General features: G+C 58.1%; 11 protein-coding genes and 1 other annotated feature (1 of these 12 only partly in view). Of the genes, 3 read left to right on the plus strand and 8 right to left on the minus strand.

Going from position 1 to position 15,651, the window contains the following annotated elements:
• Positions 1-46 precede the first annotated feature (46 nt).
• From ACL2XN_RS06095 to topA, 4 genes are all read right to left on the minus strand, one after another.
• Positions 47-1,336, minus strand: coding sequence for an HAAAP family serine/threonine permease (locus tag ACL2XN_RS06095; protein ID WP_410015217.1), 1,290 nt, complete (start codon positions 1,334-1,336; stop codon positions 47-49).
• A gap of 480 nt (positions 1,337-1,816) precedes the next feature.
• A complete protein-coding gene (gene acnA, locus ACL2XN_RS06100) occupies positions 1,817-4,489 on the minus strand; it encodes an aconitate hydratase AcnA (RefSeq protein ID WP_413722791.1) in 2,673 nt (890 codons plus the stop codon).
• A 147-nt stretch (positions 4,490-4,636) separates the two neighbouring features.
• On the minus strand, positions 4,637-5,611 hold the full coding sequence (gene cysB, locus ACL2XN_RS06105; protein WP_410015219.1) for an HTH-type transcriptional regulator CysB: 975 nt from the start codon (positions 5,609-5,611) through the stop codon (positions 4,637-4,639).
• A gap of 1,014 nt (positions 5,612-6,625) precedes the next feature.
• The gene (gene topA, locus ACL2XN_RS06110) at positions 6,626-9,214 is read right to left on the minus strand and encodes a type I DNA topoisomerase (RefSeq protein ID WP_413730480.1); all 2,589 of its coding nucleotides are present in this window, start codon (positions 9,212-9,214) and stop codon (positions 6,626-6,628) included.
• A gap of 421 nt (positions 9,215-9,635) precedes the next feature.
• Between topA and ACL2XN_RS06115 the strand changes: the two genes are divergently transcribed.
• On the plus strand, positions 9,636-9,887 hold the full coding sequence (locus tag ACL2XN_RS06115) for a YciN family protein (RefSeq protein WP_410015221.1): 252 nt from the start codon (positions 9,636-9,638) through the stop codon (positions 9,885-9,887).
• Positions 9,888-9,967: 80 nt separating this feature from the next.
• On the opposite strand, the gene sohB is transcribed toward ACL2XN_RS06115, so the two are convergent.
• Positions 9,968-11,014 carry a protease SohB gene (gene sohB / locus ACL2XN_RS06120; protein ID WP_413722790.1) on the minus strand — a complete coding sequence of 349 codons (1,047 nt, stop codon included), beginning with the start codon at positions 11,012-11,014 and terminating at the stop codon, positions 9,968-9,970.
• Positions 11,015-11,237: 223 nt separating this feature from the next.
• On the opposite strand from sohB, the gene ACL2XN_RS06125 reads away from it, so the two are divergent.
• A complete protein-coding gene (locus ACL2XN_RS06125) occupies positions 11,238-11,996 on the plus strand; it encodes a YciK family oxidoreductase (protein ID WP_410015223.1) in 759 nt (252 codons plus the stop codon).
• 17 nt (positions 11,997-12,013) lie between these two features.
• Complete coding sequence (gene cobO / locus ACL2XN_RS06130; RefSeq protein ID WP_410015224.1) at positions 12,014-12,604, plus strand: cob(I)yrinic acid a,c-diamide adenosyltransferase; 591 nt, start codon at positions 12,014-12,016, stop codon at positions 12,602-12,604.
• Positions 12,605-12,727: 123 nt separating this feature from the next.
• Here the strand turns inward: cobO and rluB are convergent, their stop codons facing one another.
• The 3 genes from rluB to rnm all read right to left on the minus strand — a co-directional run bounded on the left by rluB (position 12,728) and on the right by rnm (position 15,366).
• Positions 12,728-13,615 carry a 23S rRNA pseudouridine(2605) synthase RluB gene (gene rluB, locus ACL2XN_RS06135; protein ID WP_410015225.1) on the minus strand — a complete coding sequence of 296 codons (888 nt, stop codon included), beginning with the start codon at positions 13,613-13,615 and terminating at the stop codon, positions 12,728-12,730.
• A 178-nt stretch (positions 13,616-13,793) separates the two neighbouring features.
• Positions 13,794-14,414, minus strand: coding sequence for an L-threonylcarbamoyladenylate synthase (locus ACL2XN_RS06140; protein ID WP_410015226.1), 621 nt, complete (start codon positions 14,412-14,414; stop codon positions 13,794-13,796).
• 49 nt (positions 14,415-14,463) lie between these two features.
• Positions 14,464-15,366: an RNase RNM gene (rnm, locus tag ACL2XN_RS06145; protein WP_413730481.1), complete on the minus strand. Its 903-nt coding sequence runs from the start codon at positions 15,364-15,366 to the stop codon at positions 14,464-14,466.
• Positions 15,367-15,549: 183 nt separating this feature from the next.
• Positions 15,550-15,651, plus strand: a sequence feature (Trp leader region); it runs 4 nt beyond the window's last position.

The raw sequence follows: 15,651 nt of genomic DNA on the forward strand, positions 1-15,651 counted from the left end.
CCTCGGCGCGAAAAGCGGACCGGGCCCGAAGGACCCGGCTTGGCCATCAGCCCATCAGGCTGTAGATAATCGCCGACATGGCGATCAGGCCCATAAACACCACAAATACGTTGCTGAAGTGGCCGCTGTATTTTTTCATCGCCGGTACTTTCTGGATGGCGTACATCGGCATCAAGAACAACAGCATGGCGATAACCGGACCGCCAAGGGTTTCAATCATGCCGAGGATGCTGGGGTTAAGCGTCGCCACCAGCCAGGTGGTCAGCAGCATAAAGATGCCGGTGATGCGGTTAAGCTTTTCTTCGGAGGCGGTTTTGCCACGGCTGCGTAATGCTTTGATCATCATGCCGTTGAAGCCTTCGCGGGCGCCGAGGTAGTGGCCAAGGAAGGATTTGCTGATAGCGACCGTGGCGATAATCGGCGCCATCCATGCAATCAGCGGGTTGTTAAAATGATTGGCCAGGTAGGACAGGATGGAAATATTCTGCGCCTTGGCTTCCATCAGATCGGCGGTGGACAGGCTGAGCGCGCAGCTAAACACAAAAAACATCACCGTTACTACCATCATCACATGGCTGCAGGCCAGGATGCGGGAACATTTTTTCTCCGCGCCCACGCCATATTCCTGACGCTTGGCTACCGCAAACGAGGAGATAATCGGCGAATGGTTAAACGAGAAGACCATGACTGGGATCGCCAGCCATAACGTGGTCATCAGACCATGGCCGGTGGCGGCGCCGGCAACGAACGCGTTATCGAATATGGCGGCGCTCCAGTTGGGAATAAGATAAAGCGCCAGCAACATCAATGCCGCGACAAAAGGGAAAACCAGGATACTCATCGCTTTGACGATCATGTCTTTGCCGAAGCGCACAATGGTCATCAGCCCGACAATTAATATCAGCGATAATATCGCCCGCGGCGGCGCCACCAAATGGAGCTGGTGGGTAATAAAGCTGTTAACGGTATTGGTGATGGCGACGCCATACACCAGACAAATAGGATATATTGCAAAAAAATACAGCAAGGTGATTAATTTACCCGCACCCACGCCAAAATGTTCTTCAACAACTTCAGTTATATCCTCGCCGCCATTTTTACCTGATAATACAAAGCGGCATAATCCGCGATGGGCATAAAAGGTCATGGGAAAGGCGAGAATCGCCATAATAATGAGCGGCAACAGCCCGCCGATGCCCGCATTAATAGGTAAAAACAGCACGCCCGCGCCGATGGCCGTGCCGTACAGGCCCAACATCCACATGGTGTCGCTTCTGCGCCAGCTGGAGGCGGAGGACGCCTCCAGCACCGATGCGCTTTCCGTGATGCTATTCATTATAGTGTTCTCCTCAGGGAACGATGAAATAAAAATGCCGCGAATATGTTAAAGATATTGCGCTAAGGTTAAAAATAACCACTCATGAAAATAGATTTTTATTTTCATCCGCAGGCGCTATCTTTCAGTGGCGGCATTCTATATCAAATGGAATTAATAATAACCCTGTAGGGATCACAAAATTGCAGGTATTAATTGAGAGGATAAAAAACGGTATTTAAATTAAAATGTCAATATTAATACTTTATCACCGGCGCGCTGTAAGGGTGCTAATTTGATACTTTATATGCCAACATAATAACAGAATAACCTTGTCAGGCCAATAAATAAAATAATTAAGTCTGGCGAGAAAAATAAATATGCCGGGGAAATAATATACCCGGCATCGCCAATGTCACGCAGATTCTGTCGTTTATTCGCATCGCGTCCTGTCCAGCGCGCTTCCCGCCGCCCTGGCGAGTGGCGGGAAGCGCCGGGAGATTACAACATTTTGCGGATCACGTAGTTTAAAATGCCGTCATGGCGGAAGTAGGTCAGCTCATTGCCGGTATCGATGCGGCAACGTGCCGGCACCACGTCAATACGCCCGTCGGCATAGGTAATGCGCACCGGTACCGTTTGGCCCGGCGCGAGTTCGTCCAGTCCGCTGATGCTGATGCTTTCGTCGCCGGTCAGGCCCAGCGTTTTCCGGGTGACCCCCGCCGGGAATTCAAGCGGCAAAATGCCCATGCCGATCAGGTTGGAGCGGTGGATTCGCTCGAACGACTCGGCAAGCACCACCCGTATACCCAGCAGCCGGGGCCCCTTGGCGGCCCAGTCGCGGCTGGAGCCGGAGCCGTACTCTTTCCCGGCGATAATTGCCAGCGGCACCTGTTCCTGCTGGTAACGCATGGCGGCATCGTAAATCGCCAGCTCCTCGCCTGACGGGATATGGCGGGTAATCCCCCCTTCCACGCCCGGCACCATCTCATTGCGGATGCGGATATTGGCGAAGGTGCCGCGCGCCATCACTTCGTAATTACCACGCCTAGAGCCGTAGGAATTAAAGTTACCGGCTTCGACGCCGTTCTCGCGCAGGTACAGGCCGGCCGGGCTGTCCACCTTGATATTGCCCGCGGGCGATATATGATCGGTGGTCACGGAATCACCCAGCATGGCCAAGATTCTGGCATGGGTGATATTTTCCACGGGCTTCGGCTGATGCTGCATATCGTCAAAAAACGGCGTCAGGCGGATATAGGTGGAATCCGGTTGCCAGTCGTAGGTCGGCGTGCGGTTGACCTCGATATTTTGCCATTGCGCGTTGCCGTTAAAGACCGCGCTGTATTCCTTGTGGAACATGGCGCTGTTGACCAGCGCCACCGCATCGGCGATTTCCGCCGAGCTGGGCCAGATATCCTTGAGATATACCGGTTGTCCCTGCGGGTCGGTGCCGAGCGGATCTTCGCTCAGGTTCACCTGCATGTTGCCGGCCAGGGCATAGGCCACCACCAGCGGCGGTGAAGCCAGCCAGTTGGTTTTCACCAGCGGATGGATGCGCCCCTCGAAGTTGCGGTTGCCGGAAAGCACCGCTCCCACCGTCAGGTCGCCGGATTTAATCGCCGCCTCGATGGATTCCTTTAACGGGCCGGAATTGCCGATACAGGTGGTGCACCCGTAGCCCACCAGGTTGAAGCCCAGGCGATCCAGATAAGGCGTCAGGCCGGCGGCGGCGAGGTAATCGGTCACCACTTTGGAACCGGGGGCCAGGGACGTCTTGACCCAGGGCTTGGTCCGCAATCCCTTGTTGACCGCGTTGCGGGCCAGCAGGCCGGCGGCCATCAGGATATTGGCGTTGGACGTATTGGTGCAGGAGGTAATGGCGGCAATCACCACCGCGCCCTGGTGCAGTTCATGCTGTTGTCCATCCAGTTCAAAGGTCTGGAAATCAGGATGGTGGGTGCGCCGGGTAAAATCCAGTTCGTCGCTGGCGCGAAACGCGGCGGGCACGCCCGGCAGCGCCACCCGGTCCTGCGGACGCTTCGGTCCGGCAAGGCTTGCCACTACGCTTCCCATATCAAGCGTCAGGGTGCTGGTAAAGCGGGGTTCGTCGCCGTGGTGGCGCCATAATCCCTGCTGCTTGCTGTAGGCTTCCACCAGGGCGATTTGCTCCTCGGAGCGGCCGGTCAGGCGCAGGTAATCCAGGGTAATGGCATCCACCGGGAAGAAACCGCAGGTGGCGCCGTATTCCGGCGCCATATTGGCGATGGTGGCCCGGTCCGCCAGCGGCAGTACGTCCAGCCCGTCGCCGTAGAATTCAACGAATTTGCCCACCACGCCGTGTTTGCGCAGCATTTGGGTGACGGTAAGCACCAGGTCGGTGGCGGTAATGCCTTCATTGAGTTTGCCGATAAGTTTAAACCCGACCACATCGGGGATCAGCATCGAGACCGGCTGGCCCAGCATGGCCGCCTCCGCCTCAATGCCGCCTACGCCCCAGCCCAGCACGCCCAGGCCGTTGACCATGGTGGTGTGCGAGTCGGTGCCGACCAGGGTGTCGGGAAACGCCACCGCCTCGCCATCCTGCTCTTCATGCCAGACGGTGAGCGCCAAATATTCCAGGTTGACCTGGTGGCAGATGCCGTTTTCAGGCGGCACCACGCGAAAACGGCTGAACGCCTGTTGTCCCCAGCGCAGGAATTTATAGCGCTCGAGGTTGCGTTCCATTTCCAATTGGTTATTTTCGGCAAAAGCGCGATCGTCGCCATAGCTGTCGACGGTGACCGAGTGGTCGATAACCAGATCCACCGGCGAGAGCGGATTGACCTTATCGACGTCGCCGCCAAGGCGCTTTACCGCTTCGCGCATCGCCGCGAGGTCTACCACCGCCGGAACGCCGGTAAAATCCTGCATCAGCACCCGCGCCGGACGGTAGGCGATTTCACCGTCCGCGTGCGCGTGCTCAAGCCAGCCCGCCAGGGCGCGCAGATCCGCTTCGGTGACGATGTCGTCATCCTGGTTGCGCAGCAGGTTTTCCAGCAGGACCTTCATGGATTTGGGCAGCCGGTCGAGGTTGCCCAGCTGTTGGGCGGCGCGCGGCAGGCTGTAATAGCGGTAGGTTTTATCACGTATGACCAGTTGATCCTTACTGGCTTCTCGAATCGTTGTCGACATAGCTCTCCTCCAGACTTTTACTTCATTATAGTCATAACCCTATCCAGGTTGAGGCATTGCAGTAAACAATTTACAAGAATTACGCAACTTTTTCATAACATAAAGTGTGTTCACCGATGCGGTCATGCCGGTGCCGGCACCGGCGCGTCACTTTACCGGTAATTTAATATCCTTGAACATCGCTTCGATTTCTTCATTGGAGCGCAGGGCCACCGCCGTATCCACGACGTCTCGGGTGAGATGCGGCGCGAAGCGCTGGATAAAATCATACATGTAGCTGCGCAGGAAGGTGCTGCGGCGAAAGCCGATTTTGGTGGTGCTGAGGGCAAACATGGCGTCGGCGTTGATTTTTACCAGATCGGGGTCGGCCTCGCTGCTGACCGCCATGTTGGCGATGACGCCGACGCCCAGGCCCATGCGGACGTAGGTTTTAATCACGTCGGCATCGGTGGCGGTAAAGACGATGCGCGGCGTGAGCCCGGCGCGGTTGAAGGCGGTATCCAGTTCCGAGCGGCCGGTAAACCCAAAGGTGTAGGTGACCAGGGGGAACGCGGCCAGTTCTTCAATGGTGATCTGGTCTTTGCCCGCCAGCGGATGGGTGGGCAGTACCACGATGGCGCGGTTCCAGTGGTAGCAAGGCAGCATGACCAGGTCGTCGTAGAGGTGGAGCGCTTCGGTGGCGATGGCGAAATCCGCGATGCCTTTGGAGACCGCTTCGGCGATTTGCGTCGGCGAGCCTTGATGCATGTGCAGGGAAACGCGGGGGTAGCGTTCGATGAACCCTTTGATCACATCCGGAAGCGCGTAGCGCGCCTGCGTGTGGGTGGTGGCGACATAGAGCGAGCCTTTATCCGGATACGTATGTTCGCCCGCCACCGCCTTGATGGCGTCGACCTTGGAGAGGACTTCGCGGGCAATGCGGATGATTTCCTGTCCGGCCGGCGTAACCTGGGTGAGGTGTTTGCCGCTGCGGGCGAAGATCTGTACCCCGAGTTCGTCTTCCAGCATCCGTACCTGTTTGCTGATGCCGGGCTGGGAGGTGTACAGCCCCTCGGCGGTGGAGGAGACATTAAGGTTGTGGTTCACGACTTCAACAATATAGCGAAGTTGCTGCAATTTCATTTTTGTCATCCTGGCATAAATTTGGCGCAAGAGTTACTTGTCAGCGGCGCGGCCTGGGGGCGTTTTTTTTCCCCGGCGTCAGCGGGAAAGCTAATCTTGCAATTAATACTATTTAATCATAAAAAATCGCTATATATAACTTATTTATAAGACATAAAAAAACCAACCCGTAGGTTGGTTGATGATTGCCGGCCCGATTCGGCCCCACTGGCACGCTCTCCCTTGAACACGCCTGCATTAAGCGCAGTGTTGGCGGGCCTACCGCGCCATGGGGCGCTCGGTCGGGCGGGAACACCACGCCCGATTCGGCCCCATTGGCACGGTCTCCCTTGAACACGTCTGCTTTAAGCGCAGTGTTGGCGGGCCTACCGCGCCATGGGGCGCTCGGTCGGGCGGGAACACCACGCCCGATTCGACCCCATTGGCACGGTCTCCCTTGAACACGTCTGCTTTAAGCGCAGTGTTGGCGGGCCTACCGCGCCATGGGGCGCTCGGTCGGGCGGGAACACCACGCCCGATTCGGCCCCACTGGCACGGTCTCCCTTGAACACGTCTGCATTAAGCTCTGTGTTGGCGGGCCTGGCGCGCCGCGGGGCGCTCGGTCGGGCGGGAACACCACGCCCGATTCGACCCAATCGGCACGCTCTCCCTTGAACACGTCTGTATTAAGCGCAGTGTTGGCGGGCCTACCGCGCCATGGGGCGCTCGGTCGGGCGGGAACACCACGCCCGATTCGACCCCATTGGCACGCTCTCCCTTGAACACGCCTGCAATAAGCGCAGTGTTGGCGGGCCTACCGCGCCATGGGGCTCGGTTTGGCGGGAACACCACGCCCGATTCGGCCCCACTGGCACGGTCTCCCTTGAACACGTCTGCATTAAGCGCAGTGTTGGCGGGCCTACCGCGCCATGGGGCTCGGTTTGGCGGGGACACCACGCCCGATTCGACCCCATTGGCTAGGTCTGCCTTGAACACATCTGCTTTAAGCCCGGTGTTGGCGGGCCTGGCGCATGGCTACTTTTTGGTGACCTGCCATTTGCCGTCGATGTAGAACGCCGTCCAGCCGGTGGCCTTGCCGTCTTTTTCGGAAGAAACGTACTGTTGTTTGGTCTTGCGGCTAAAGCGCACCATGGCTTTGTTGCCCTCGGGGTCTTTTGCCGGCGCGTCGGCCAGGTAGCGCAGTTTTTCCGGCAGGCGATCTTTGAAGCGCGCCAGTTCCTCCACCAGCGGTGCCCGGGTTTCACGTGATTTCGGGAACGTGTTGGCCGCAAGGAATACGCCAGCCGCGCCGTCACGCAGGACAAAATAAGCGTCCGATTTTTCACACTGCAGCTCAGGCAGCGGCACCGGATCTTCTTTTGGCGGCGCAACATCGCCGTTGCGCAGGATTTTGCGGGTGTTTTTGCATTCCTCGTTGGTACAGGCCATGTATTTGCCGAAGCGTCCCAGTTTTAAATGCATATCGGAGCCGCATTTTTCACACTCGACCACCGGGCCGTCGTAGCCCTTGATCCTGAATTCGCCTTGCTCGATTTCATAGCCGTCGCAAAGCGGATTGTTGCCGCAAACGTGCAGCTTGCGGCCGTTGTCAATCAGGTAGCTGTCCATGGCCATGCCGCATTTAGGGCAGCGGCGACGGGCGCGCAGAGCATTGGTTTCGGCATCCTCGCCTTCCAGCAGATTGAGGGTTTCCGATTCCGGGATCAGATTAATGGTAGTCTTGCAGCGTTCTTTCGGCGGCAGTGAATACCCCGAACATCCCAAGAACACGCCGGTACTGGCGGTGCGGATGCCCATTTTGCGCCCGCAGGTGGGACAATCGATGCTGGTCATCACCATTTGGTTGAGGCGCATGCCGCCCTCTTCCGGATCTTTTTCCGCCTTTTCGAGCTGTTCGCTGAACTCCCTGAAGAATGAGTCCAGCACGGCTTTCCACTCGGCTTCGTTATTGGCCACCTGGTCGAGCTTGTCTTCCATGCGGGCGGTAAAGTCGTAGTTCATCAGTTCCCGGAAATTTTCTTCCAGGCGGTCGGTGACGATTTCGCCCATTTTTTCGGCGTAGAAACGGCGGTTTTCTACCTGTACATACCCGCGATCCTGGATGGTGGAGATGATGGACACATAGGTCGACGGCCGGCCGATGCCGCGTTTTTCCAGTTCCTTGACCAGGGACGCTTCGCTGTAGCGCGCGGGCGGCTTGGTGAAGTGCTGGCTGGGCAGTAATTTTTCCAGCCCGAGCGTCTGGCCCACGCTAACCGGCGGCAGGGTGCGATCTTCATCCCCTTTGCGCAGCGCGGGCATGACCTTGGTCCAGCCGTCGAAGCGCAGGGTGCGGCCCTTGGCGCGCAGTTGGTAATCCGCCGCTTTGACCGTCAGGGTGGTGGAATCGTACTGCGCCGGCATCATCTGGCAGGCGACAAATTGGCGCCAGATCAGCTGATACAGCTTTTGCGCGTCCACTTCCATATCTTTTAGCTGTTCGGCCAGATTATTGACATCGGAAGGACGGATCGCTTCATGCGCTTCCTGGGAATTTTCCTTGCTGGCGTATTCATTGGCCTGCTTAGGCAGATATTTGGCGCCGAACTGTGCGCCGATGTAATCGCGCGCCATGGCCAGCGCGTCCTGGCTCAGGTTGGTGGAGTCGGTACGCATATAGGTAATATGCCCCGCTTCGTACAGGCGCTGGGCCAGCATCATGGTTTTTTTGACGCCGTAACCCAGGCGGGTGCTGGCGGCTTGTTGCAATGTCGAGGTGGTAAAGGGCGCGCCGGCCTTGCTGCTGGTGGGCTTGTCCTCACGGTCGGCGATAACATACTGCGCGTTTTCCAACTGCTTGACGGCGGCTTGGGTCTGCGCCTGGTTGACCGGCTTAAAGGGCTTGTCGCCATGATGGGTGACCTGCATCTGCAGTTGCGCCTTGTCCGACACCTTGAGGTCGGCGTGCAGTTCCCAATACTCTTCCGGCACGAAGGCTTTTATCTCGCGTTCGCGTTCGACCACCAGGCGTACCGCGACCGACTGCACGCGTCCGGCGGACAGGCCGCGGGCCAGTTTTTTCCACAGCAGCGGCGAGACCATGTAGCCCACCACGCGGTCCATAAAACGCCTGGCCTGCTGGGCGTTGACCCGATCAATATTCAGCTCGCCGGGTTTTTTAAACGCCGCCGTAATGGCATTGCGGGTGATTTCATTAAATACCACCCGGCTAAAACGCTTGTCATCGCCGCCGATCACTTCCCGCAGGTGCCAGGCGATGGCTTCCCCTTCGCGGTCAAGGTCGGTTGCGAGATAGATATGGTCGGCGTTTTGCGCCAGCGCTTTGAGCTCGTTGACCACTTTTTCTTTGCCGGGGAGGATCTCGTAATGCGCTTTCCAGCCGTGGTAAGGATCAATGCCCATGCGATTGACCAGTGCGGTTTGCGCGTCGCTTTTCACTTTTTTCGTTTTGGTGGCGTCGGCGCTTTTTTTAGTGGCGGAACCGCTGGTGGGCAAATCACGGATGTGACCGACGCTCGATTTAACGACGTAGTCATTGCCTAAATATTTATTAATCGTTTTGGCTTTAGCCGGTGATTCAACGATAACGAGAGCTTTACCCATGTTTACCTTTACCTGAATGATTTCTTCTGTAATTAAGAAGCATTTTGTGCGCCAGACCCTGGCTGGGCATTTACTAATTTTATATTGCGGCAGCGCCGTCAAAAATCAACCTCTGTTCAGCCAGTCTGCTTTTTCGCCTTTGCCATGAGATTAACCTATTGAAAAATAAAATTAATTTATCAATACTTTCATTGAATATTGATAAATCAACTATTGATTGGGATGCGGTTATCCCCGCCAGTTGATGAAGGCCCACACTCTACATGATAAAAAAGTTGGTGCAACTTATTAGCGGCGCAAAAAATTTCCCGGGCGGCAAAAGCGTTTAAAAAGCCCGTTCGACGAATAAACCTTAGTCTGTTTGCAGCCAAACACAACCGGGGATTACAATAGGCCGGAAGACATCTAAGGAGTAATAGGTATGTACGCTAACACCACCCCCATTGATCGCAACAGCCTGCTTATTGAGGCTAACCGGATTATTCGCGCGCATGATGAATATATGCACGGCATGGAGGCCACCGAGGTAGAACAGAAAGGCGGCGTGCTGATTTTCCGCGGTGAATTCTTTTTCGATCAGGATGGATTACCCACCCGTAAAACCACGGCAGTGTTCAATATGTTTAAACATCTCGCCGTGGTGTTGTCAGAAAAGTATCACCTGGAGGAATAAATGACCCATGCCCGGGCCGGTTTCCCGTTCCCGGGCGGGCGCAAACCGCCGGACATACCCGCCCTCGGGGCGGGGAGCCGTCACAGCAGGGGTTTTTGGCCCCGTTGCCATAAATGCAACAGGCGCTGCTCGATACTTAACGCCGCACTGTCGGTAAAACGCGCAAGCAAACGTTTACGCCGCGTGAAACGCACGCTAATGACCTCATGGTTGGCCATTTCGGCAATCAGCAGATCATCGCTGGTGCCGATGCCGTCAACCAGACCATTTTCCCGCGCCTGGGTGCCGTACCAGTGCTCGCCGGTCGCCACCGCTTCAATATCAAGCGTGGGGCGCATGTCATGGACAAACTGCTTGAAGAGCTGATGCGTTTCGTTCAGATCCTGCTGGAACTTTTCCCGTCCTTCCGGCGAGTTTTCACCAAACAGGGTCAGGGTCCGCTTATAGGCTCCGGCGGTGTGCAGTTCCATGTCGATATCATTGCGCTTGAGCAGCCGGTTGAAGTTAGGAATCTGGGCCACGACGCCGATGGAACCGACAATGGCGAAAGGCGCGGCGATAATGCGATCGGCGACGCAGGCCATCATATAACCGCCGCTGGCGGCCACCTTATCCACCGCTACCGTCAGGCGGATGCCGCGATCGCGCAGGCGCTGCAGCTGCGAGGCGGCCAGGCCGTAGCCATGCACCACCCCGCCGGGGCTTTCGAGGCGCAGCAGCACCTCATCTTCCGGTTTCGCCACCGCCAGCACCGCGGACACTTCCTCGCGCAGCGAAGCGACCTCGCCGGCATCCATGCTGCCTTTGAAATCCAGTACGTACAAACAGGATTTCTGCGGCGTTTTTTCGCCATGCTTTGCGCGCGCGCGCGCCAGTTTCGCCTCGCCTTTTTCCTGCTTCTTATGCCGCTTGTGCCAGATACGCTGTTCGGCCTCGCCCATGCGCGCCAGCTGCATTTCGCGCTGCATCTCACGATACTGTTTACCCAGATCCGTTATCTGGATTTCGCCCTTGCGCCGGCGCTGCCGCTGACGCAATCCCATGACCAGCAGCAAAATCGCGCCGAAGGCCAGCACCACGGTGATGGTTTTTGCCAGGAAGAGTCCATAAAGAGTAATAAATTCCACGCTGTCGCCTTGCTGAATGTGTTTTCCGTTGCGGTCTATTCTAGCTAAGGCGCGGGTATACGTCGCCGGGAAAATCAGAATATTACGTAGGTTTACGTATATTAAGTCGGTAAACCGTTAACGATTGAAATGAGGTCAGGTTTCAGGCATAAAATGAGAGACCGTCGGGTAAAAAGAGCGCTAATATCACCTCCAGGGTGACGGGTTAGCAAAGGAGCGTCCCTTGTACTACCAGCCCAAACATGACTTATTGGCCGGCCGCATCATTATGGTGACCGGGGCCGGCGACGGCATCGGCCGCGAGGCGGCGCTGACTTACGCCCGCCACGGCGCCAGGCTATTGCTGCTGGGGCGCACCGAAGCCAAGCTGGCGGCGGTGGCGGGATTGATTGCCGGTGAAGGCGGCCAGCCGGCGCGGGTTATCCCCTTTGACCTGGCGGTGGCCGGAGCGGAGGATTACGCCTTGCTGGGCCAGCGGCTCGCGGCCGACTTTCCGCGCCTGGACGGCCTGCTGAACAATGCCGGCCTGTTAGGCGAAATCGTGCCGATGGCGCAGCAGTCCCCCGCCAGTTGGCAGCAGGTGATGGCGGTCAACGTGAACGCCGCCTTTATGCTGACCCAGGCGATGCTGCCGCTGTTATTGCAGGCGTCCCGGCCTTCCCTGATATTCAGCAGTTCCAGCGTCGGGCGCCAGGGACGGGCCAACTGGGGAGTGTACGCTGTCTCCAAGTTCGCCACCGAAGGCATGATGCAGGTGCTGGCGGACGAATATCCCGCGGCTACCCTGCGGGTTAACTGCATCAACCCCGGCGGCACCCGTACCGGTATGCGCGCCAGCGCCTTTCCGGATGAAAATGCCGATCGCCTCAAGACCCCCGCCGAGATTATGCCCATCTACCTTTATTTAATGGGGGACGACAGCCGCCGCAAAACCGGGATCAGTTTCGATGCCCAGCCGGACCGTACACCGGGCCCGGCGTAATCATACAGGACCAGCAAATGAGTGAAGACAGGCACCAGCAGCGCCAGCAGCGTTTAAAAGAACAGGTGGATGCCCGCATTGCCGCGGCCACGGAGCAGCGCGGCATCGTCATTGTGTTTACCGGCAACGGCAAAGGCAAGACTACCGCCGGCTTCGGCACCGTGACCCGGGCGATAGGCCACGGCATGCGCGCCGGCGTGATCCAGTTTATCAAGGGGCAATGGCCGAACGGCGAAAGAAACCTGCTGGAGCAGCATGGGGTTGAATTCCAGGTAATGGCCACCGGTTTTACCTGGAATACCCAGAACCGGGTCACCGATCGGGCCGCGGCCCAAGAGGTCTGGCGCCACGGCCTGCGCATGCTGGCGGACGACAGCCTGGATCTGGTGCTGCTCGACGAGCTGACCTATATGATCACATACGATTATGTGGATTTACCCGAAGTGATAGCGGCACTGAACCATCGCCCGCCGCGGCAGACGGTGATCATCACCGGCCGCGCCTGCCACCGCGAACTGCTGGAGCTGGCGGATACGGTCAGCGAGCTGCGCCCGGTGAAACATGCGTTCGACGCGGGCATCAAGGCGCAACAGGGCGTGGACTGGTGAGGCGGCTGCGGGCCTGGCCCGGTCAATCAGACGGGGCCAGGCCGCGGCGGGATGGCGACCGGGAAGACGCATTGCGCGCCGCGGCCGGCCAAGCCGGCGTTTGGCGCGGGCGCCTGGACGGGCTTATTTGGTGCCGGAGTTGCGCTTGCTGCTCTGGCCGCCGCGCCGGGTAGGCGTGACCGTGCTGTGGCGTTTCACCGCCCGGCGGATTTGGTTGGCCTTCATACGGCGGCGCTCTTTCTCCACCGGCACTTTGGTGACGGTTTCCGGCGCCAGTTCCACCAGTTCGCGCAGATAGTTGATTTCACCCAGCGGCAGTTCAGTCCAGCCGCCGCGCGGCAAGCCTTTGGGCAGGGGAATGGCGCCGTAGCGGGTGCGAATCAGCCGGCTGACCTGCACGCCCACCGCTTCCCATAAACGCCGCACTTCGCGGTTGCGCCCTTCGGTCAGGGTCACGTTGTACCACTGGTTCAGCCCTTCCCCGCCCTGGAAGCTCAAGGTGCGGAACGCGCCCGTGCCGTCTTCCAGGGTGACGCCCTTGGTCAGCAGCCGCAGTTTTTCGTCGTCCACCTGGCCGAAGACCCGTACCGCGTATTCGCGCTCCACTTCCCGGCTCGGGTGCATCAGGCGATTGGCCAGCTCCCCGTCGGTGGTGAATAACAGCAGGCCGGAAGTATTGATATCCAGACGCCCAACCGCTATCCAGCGCGAGCCGTTGAGTTTAGGCAAACGGTCGAATACCGTCGGCCGGCCGTCGGGATCCCGCCGGGTGCAAAGTTCGCCCTCGGGTTTGTAATAGGCCAGAATCCGGCACACCGCCTCTTCTGACGCGGTGATGGAAACCACCCGGCCATCGACGCGGATTTTCATGGAACTCACGGCGTCGACCCGATCGCCCAGCGTGGCGATTTTGCCGTCAACGCTGACGCGGCCTTGTTCAATCAGGGATTCAACTTCACGGCGGGAACCATGCCCGGCGCGGGCCAGGACTTTTTGCAGCTTTTCGCTCATTGAGCAACCTCGGCTGTCGCCTTCACAGGCGTCGAATGGTGGCTTTCGCCATAATTTAGTAAGCTTATCAGTAACTTAACTGAAAGATAGGGGGCTATTTTACACTATGGTCCCGCGGATCACAATCCATAGTTTACGGTGACGGGGGCGGCGGTGTAAAAACGCCGCCGGCCGGCCGTTAAAGGAAGGGGGAAACATCCCCGACGCCTTCACGCACCACCACCGGCGTGTCGTCGGTCAAATCGATTACCGTCGTCGGCTGCTGGCCGAGAAAACCGCCGTGAATCACCAGATCCACCTGTTTGCCCAGATGATCCTTGATCATTTCCGGGTCCGATTCCGCAAAATCGTTGCCGGGCAGCATCAGGGTGGTGGACATCATCGGCTCGTCCATGGTTTCGAGCAACGCCAGGGCAATGGGGTTGCTCGGCACGCGCAGACCGATGGTCTTGCGCTTGTCGTTCATCAGCCGCCGGGGGACTTCCTTGGTGGCTTTGAGAATAAAGGTATATTTGCCCGGCGTATTGTTTTTCATCAGACGGAACGCCTGGTTATCCACATGGGCATAGGTGGACAGTTCGGACAGGTCGCGGCAGACCAGGGTAAAATTATGGTTGCCGTCCAGCTGCCGGATGCGGCAGATGCGCTCCATGGCGGTTTTATCCTCCAGACGGCAGCCGAGGGCGTAGCCGGAATCGGTGGGGTAGACAATAACCGCGCCCTTGCGCAGCAGATCGACGGTTTGGTTAATTAACCGCGGCTGCGGGTTTTCCGGATGAATGGTAAAAAACTGACTCATTGTGACTCCTTATATAGTCTGGCGGGAGAACACCCCCGGCATACCGCGATTATCCTTCTGACAAGCCTTCTGCTACCGCCGACCGGCCGACCGGCCAATCGCGCCATATCGGCTCCACGCCGCCCGGCAGCCAAAGTTTACGGCCAAGCTCGATCCAGGCGCAGGGCTGGTGAAAATCGGATCCCTGGGAGGCCAGCAGCCCGCGCTCGCGCGCATACCCCGCCAGCGCGGTTTTTTCCTGCGGCGACTGCTGGCACATGGCCACTTCGATACCGTCGCCGCCCGCGTCGGTAACATGGTCCAGCAGGCGCTTAAGCCATTTGGTCGACAGCTGGTAGCGGCCGGGATGGGCCAGCACCGCCTGTCCGCCCGCCTGGTGGATGGCGCTGACCGCTTCCTCGATTGTACACCACTGCGGCGGCACATAGCCGGTTTTACCCTTGGACAGGTATTTTTTGAATACCTTGGTCACGTTATCGGCGGCGCCGATGCTGACCAGGTAACGGGCGAAATGGCCGCGCGTGACCAGTTCATCCTGGGCCAAACGGCTGGCGCCCAGCCAGGCGTCGTGAATACCGGCGCGTTCCAGCCGCTCGGCGATGGCATGGGCCCGGGCCAGGCGCCTTTCCCGCTGGGCGCGCAGAAGCCCGTCCATGGCCGGATGCGCGTCATCGATACCGAGGCCGACAATATGGATCTCATGGTTTTGCCACTGGGTGGAGACTTCCACTCCGGCCACCAGCGTGAGGGGCAGCGCGCCGTCGTCGATCGCCTGCCGCGCCCCGGCGAGGCCGGCCACGGTATCGTGATCGGTCACGGCCAGCACGTCGACGCCCATGGCCACGGCGCGCGCCACCAGATCCGCCGGCGAAAGCTGGCCGTCGGAGGCGGTGGTATGGCTGTGCAGATCGTATAGGGTCAGCAACGATGATTTAACGTAGATCTCAGTCAACGATAGGCTACCTTCCAAAATGAATGTTCCTATCATAACGTCAAATGCCCGTGAATCGAACCTGTTAAATATTTAACTGTTTTTAAGCGGTGACTGTTGACATTTCATTGCTGAACTAGTTTACTAGTACACATTAAGACAACCAATGAGAATCTGACGATGATAACCTTAACCGTGGTAACGCTTCGCTGGTGGCGCACTTCCCTTTAGCGGGTGGTGTTATCATGCGTCGCTGTCGTCGGACAGAGCAAGATCCCTACTAACCCGCCTTTCAAGCGGGTTTTT

The sequence above is a fragment of the Sodalis sp. RH22 genome, assembly GCF_047324165.1.
GTDB lineage: Bacteria > Pseudomonadota > Gammaproteobacteria > Enterobacterales > Enterobacteriaceae > Acerihabitans.

Excerpts from the sequence above, each read along its gene's own strand:
- ACL2XN_RS06095 (WP_410015217.1), bottom strand. The coding sequence starts at position 1,336 with ATGAATAGCATCACGGAAAGCGCATCGGTGCTGGAGGCGTCCTCCGCC.
- acnA (WP_413722791.1), bottom strand. The coding sequence starts at position 4,489 with ATGTCGACAACGATTCGAGAAGCCAGTAAGGATCAACTGGTCATACGT.
- cysB (WP_410015219.1), bottom strand. The coding sequence starts at position 5,611 with ATGAAATTGCAGCAACTTCGCTATATTGTTGAAGTCGTGAACCACAAC.
- topA (WP_413730480.1), bottom strand. The coding sequence starts at position 9,214 with ATGGGTAAAGCTCTCGTTATCGTTGAATCACCGGCTAAAGCCAAAACG.
- ACL2XN_RS06115 (WP_410015221.1), top strand. The coding sequence starts at position 9,636 with ATGTACGCTAACACCACCCCCATTGATCGCAACAGCCTGCTTATTGAG.
- cobO (WP_410015224.1), top strand. The coding sequence starts at position 12,014 with ATGAGTGAAGACAGGCACCAGCAGCGCCAGCAGCGTTTAAAAGAACAG.
- rluB (WP_410015225.1), bottom strand. The coding sequence starts at position 13,615 with ATGAGCGAAAAGCTGCAAAAAGTCCTGGCCCGCGCCGGGCATGGTTCC.
- ACL2XN_RS06140 (WP_410015226.1), bottom strand. The coding sequence starts at position 14,414 with ATGAGTCAGTTTTTTACCATTCATCCGGAAAACCCGCAGCCGCGGTTA.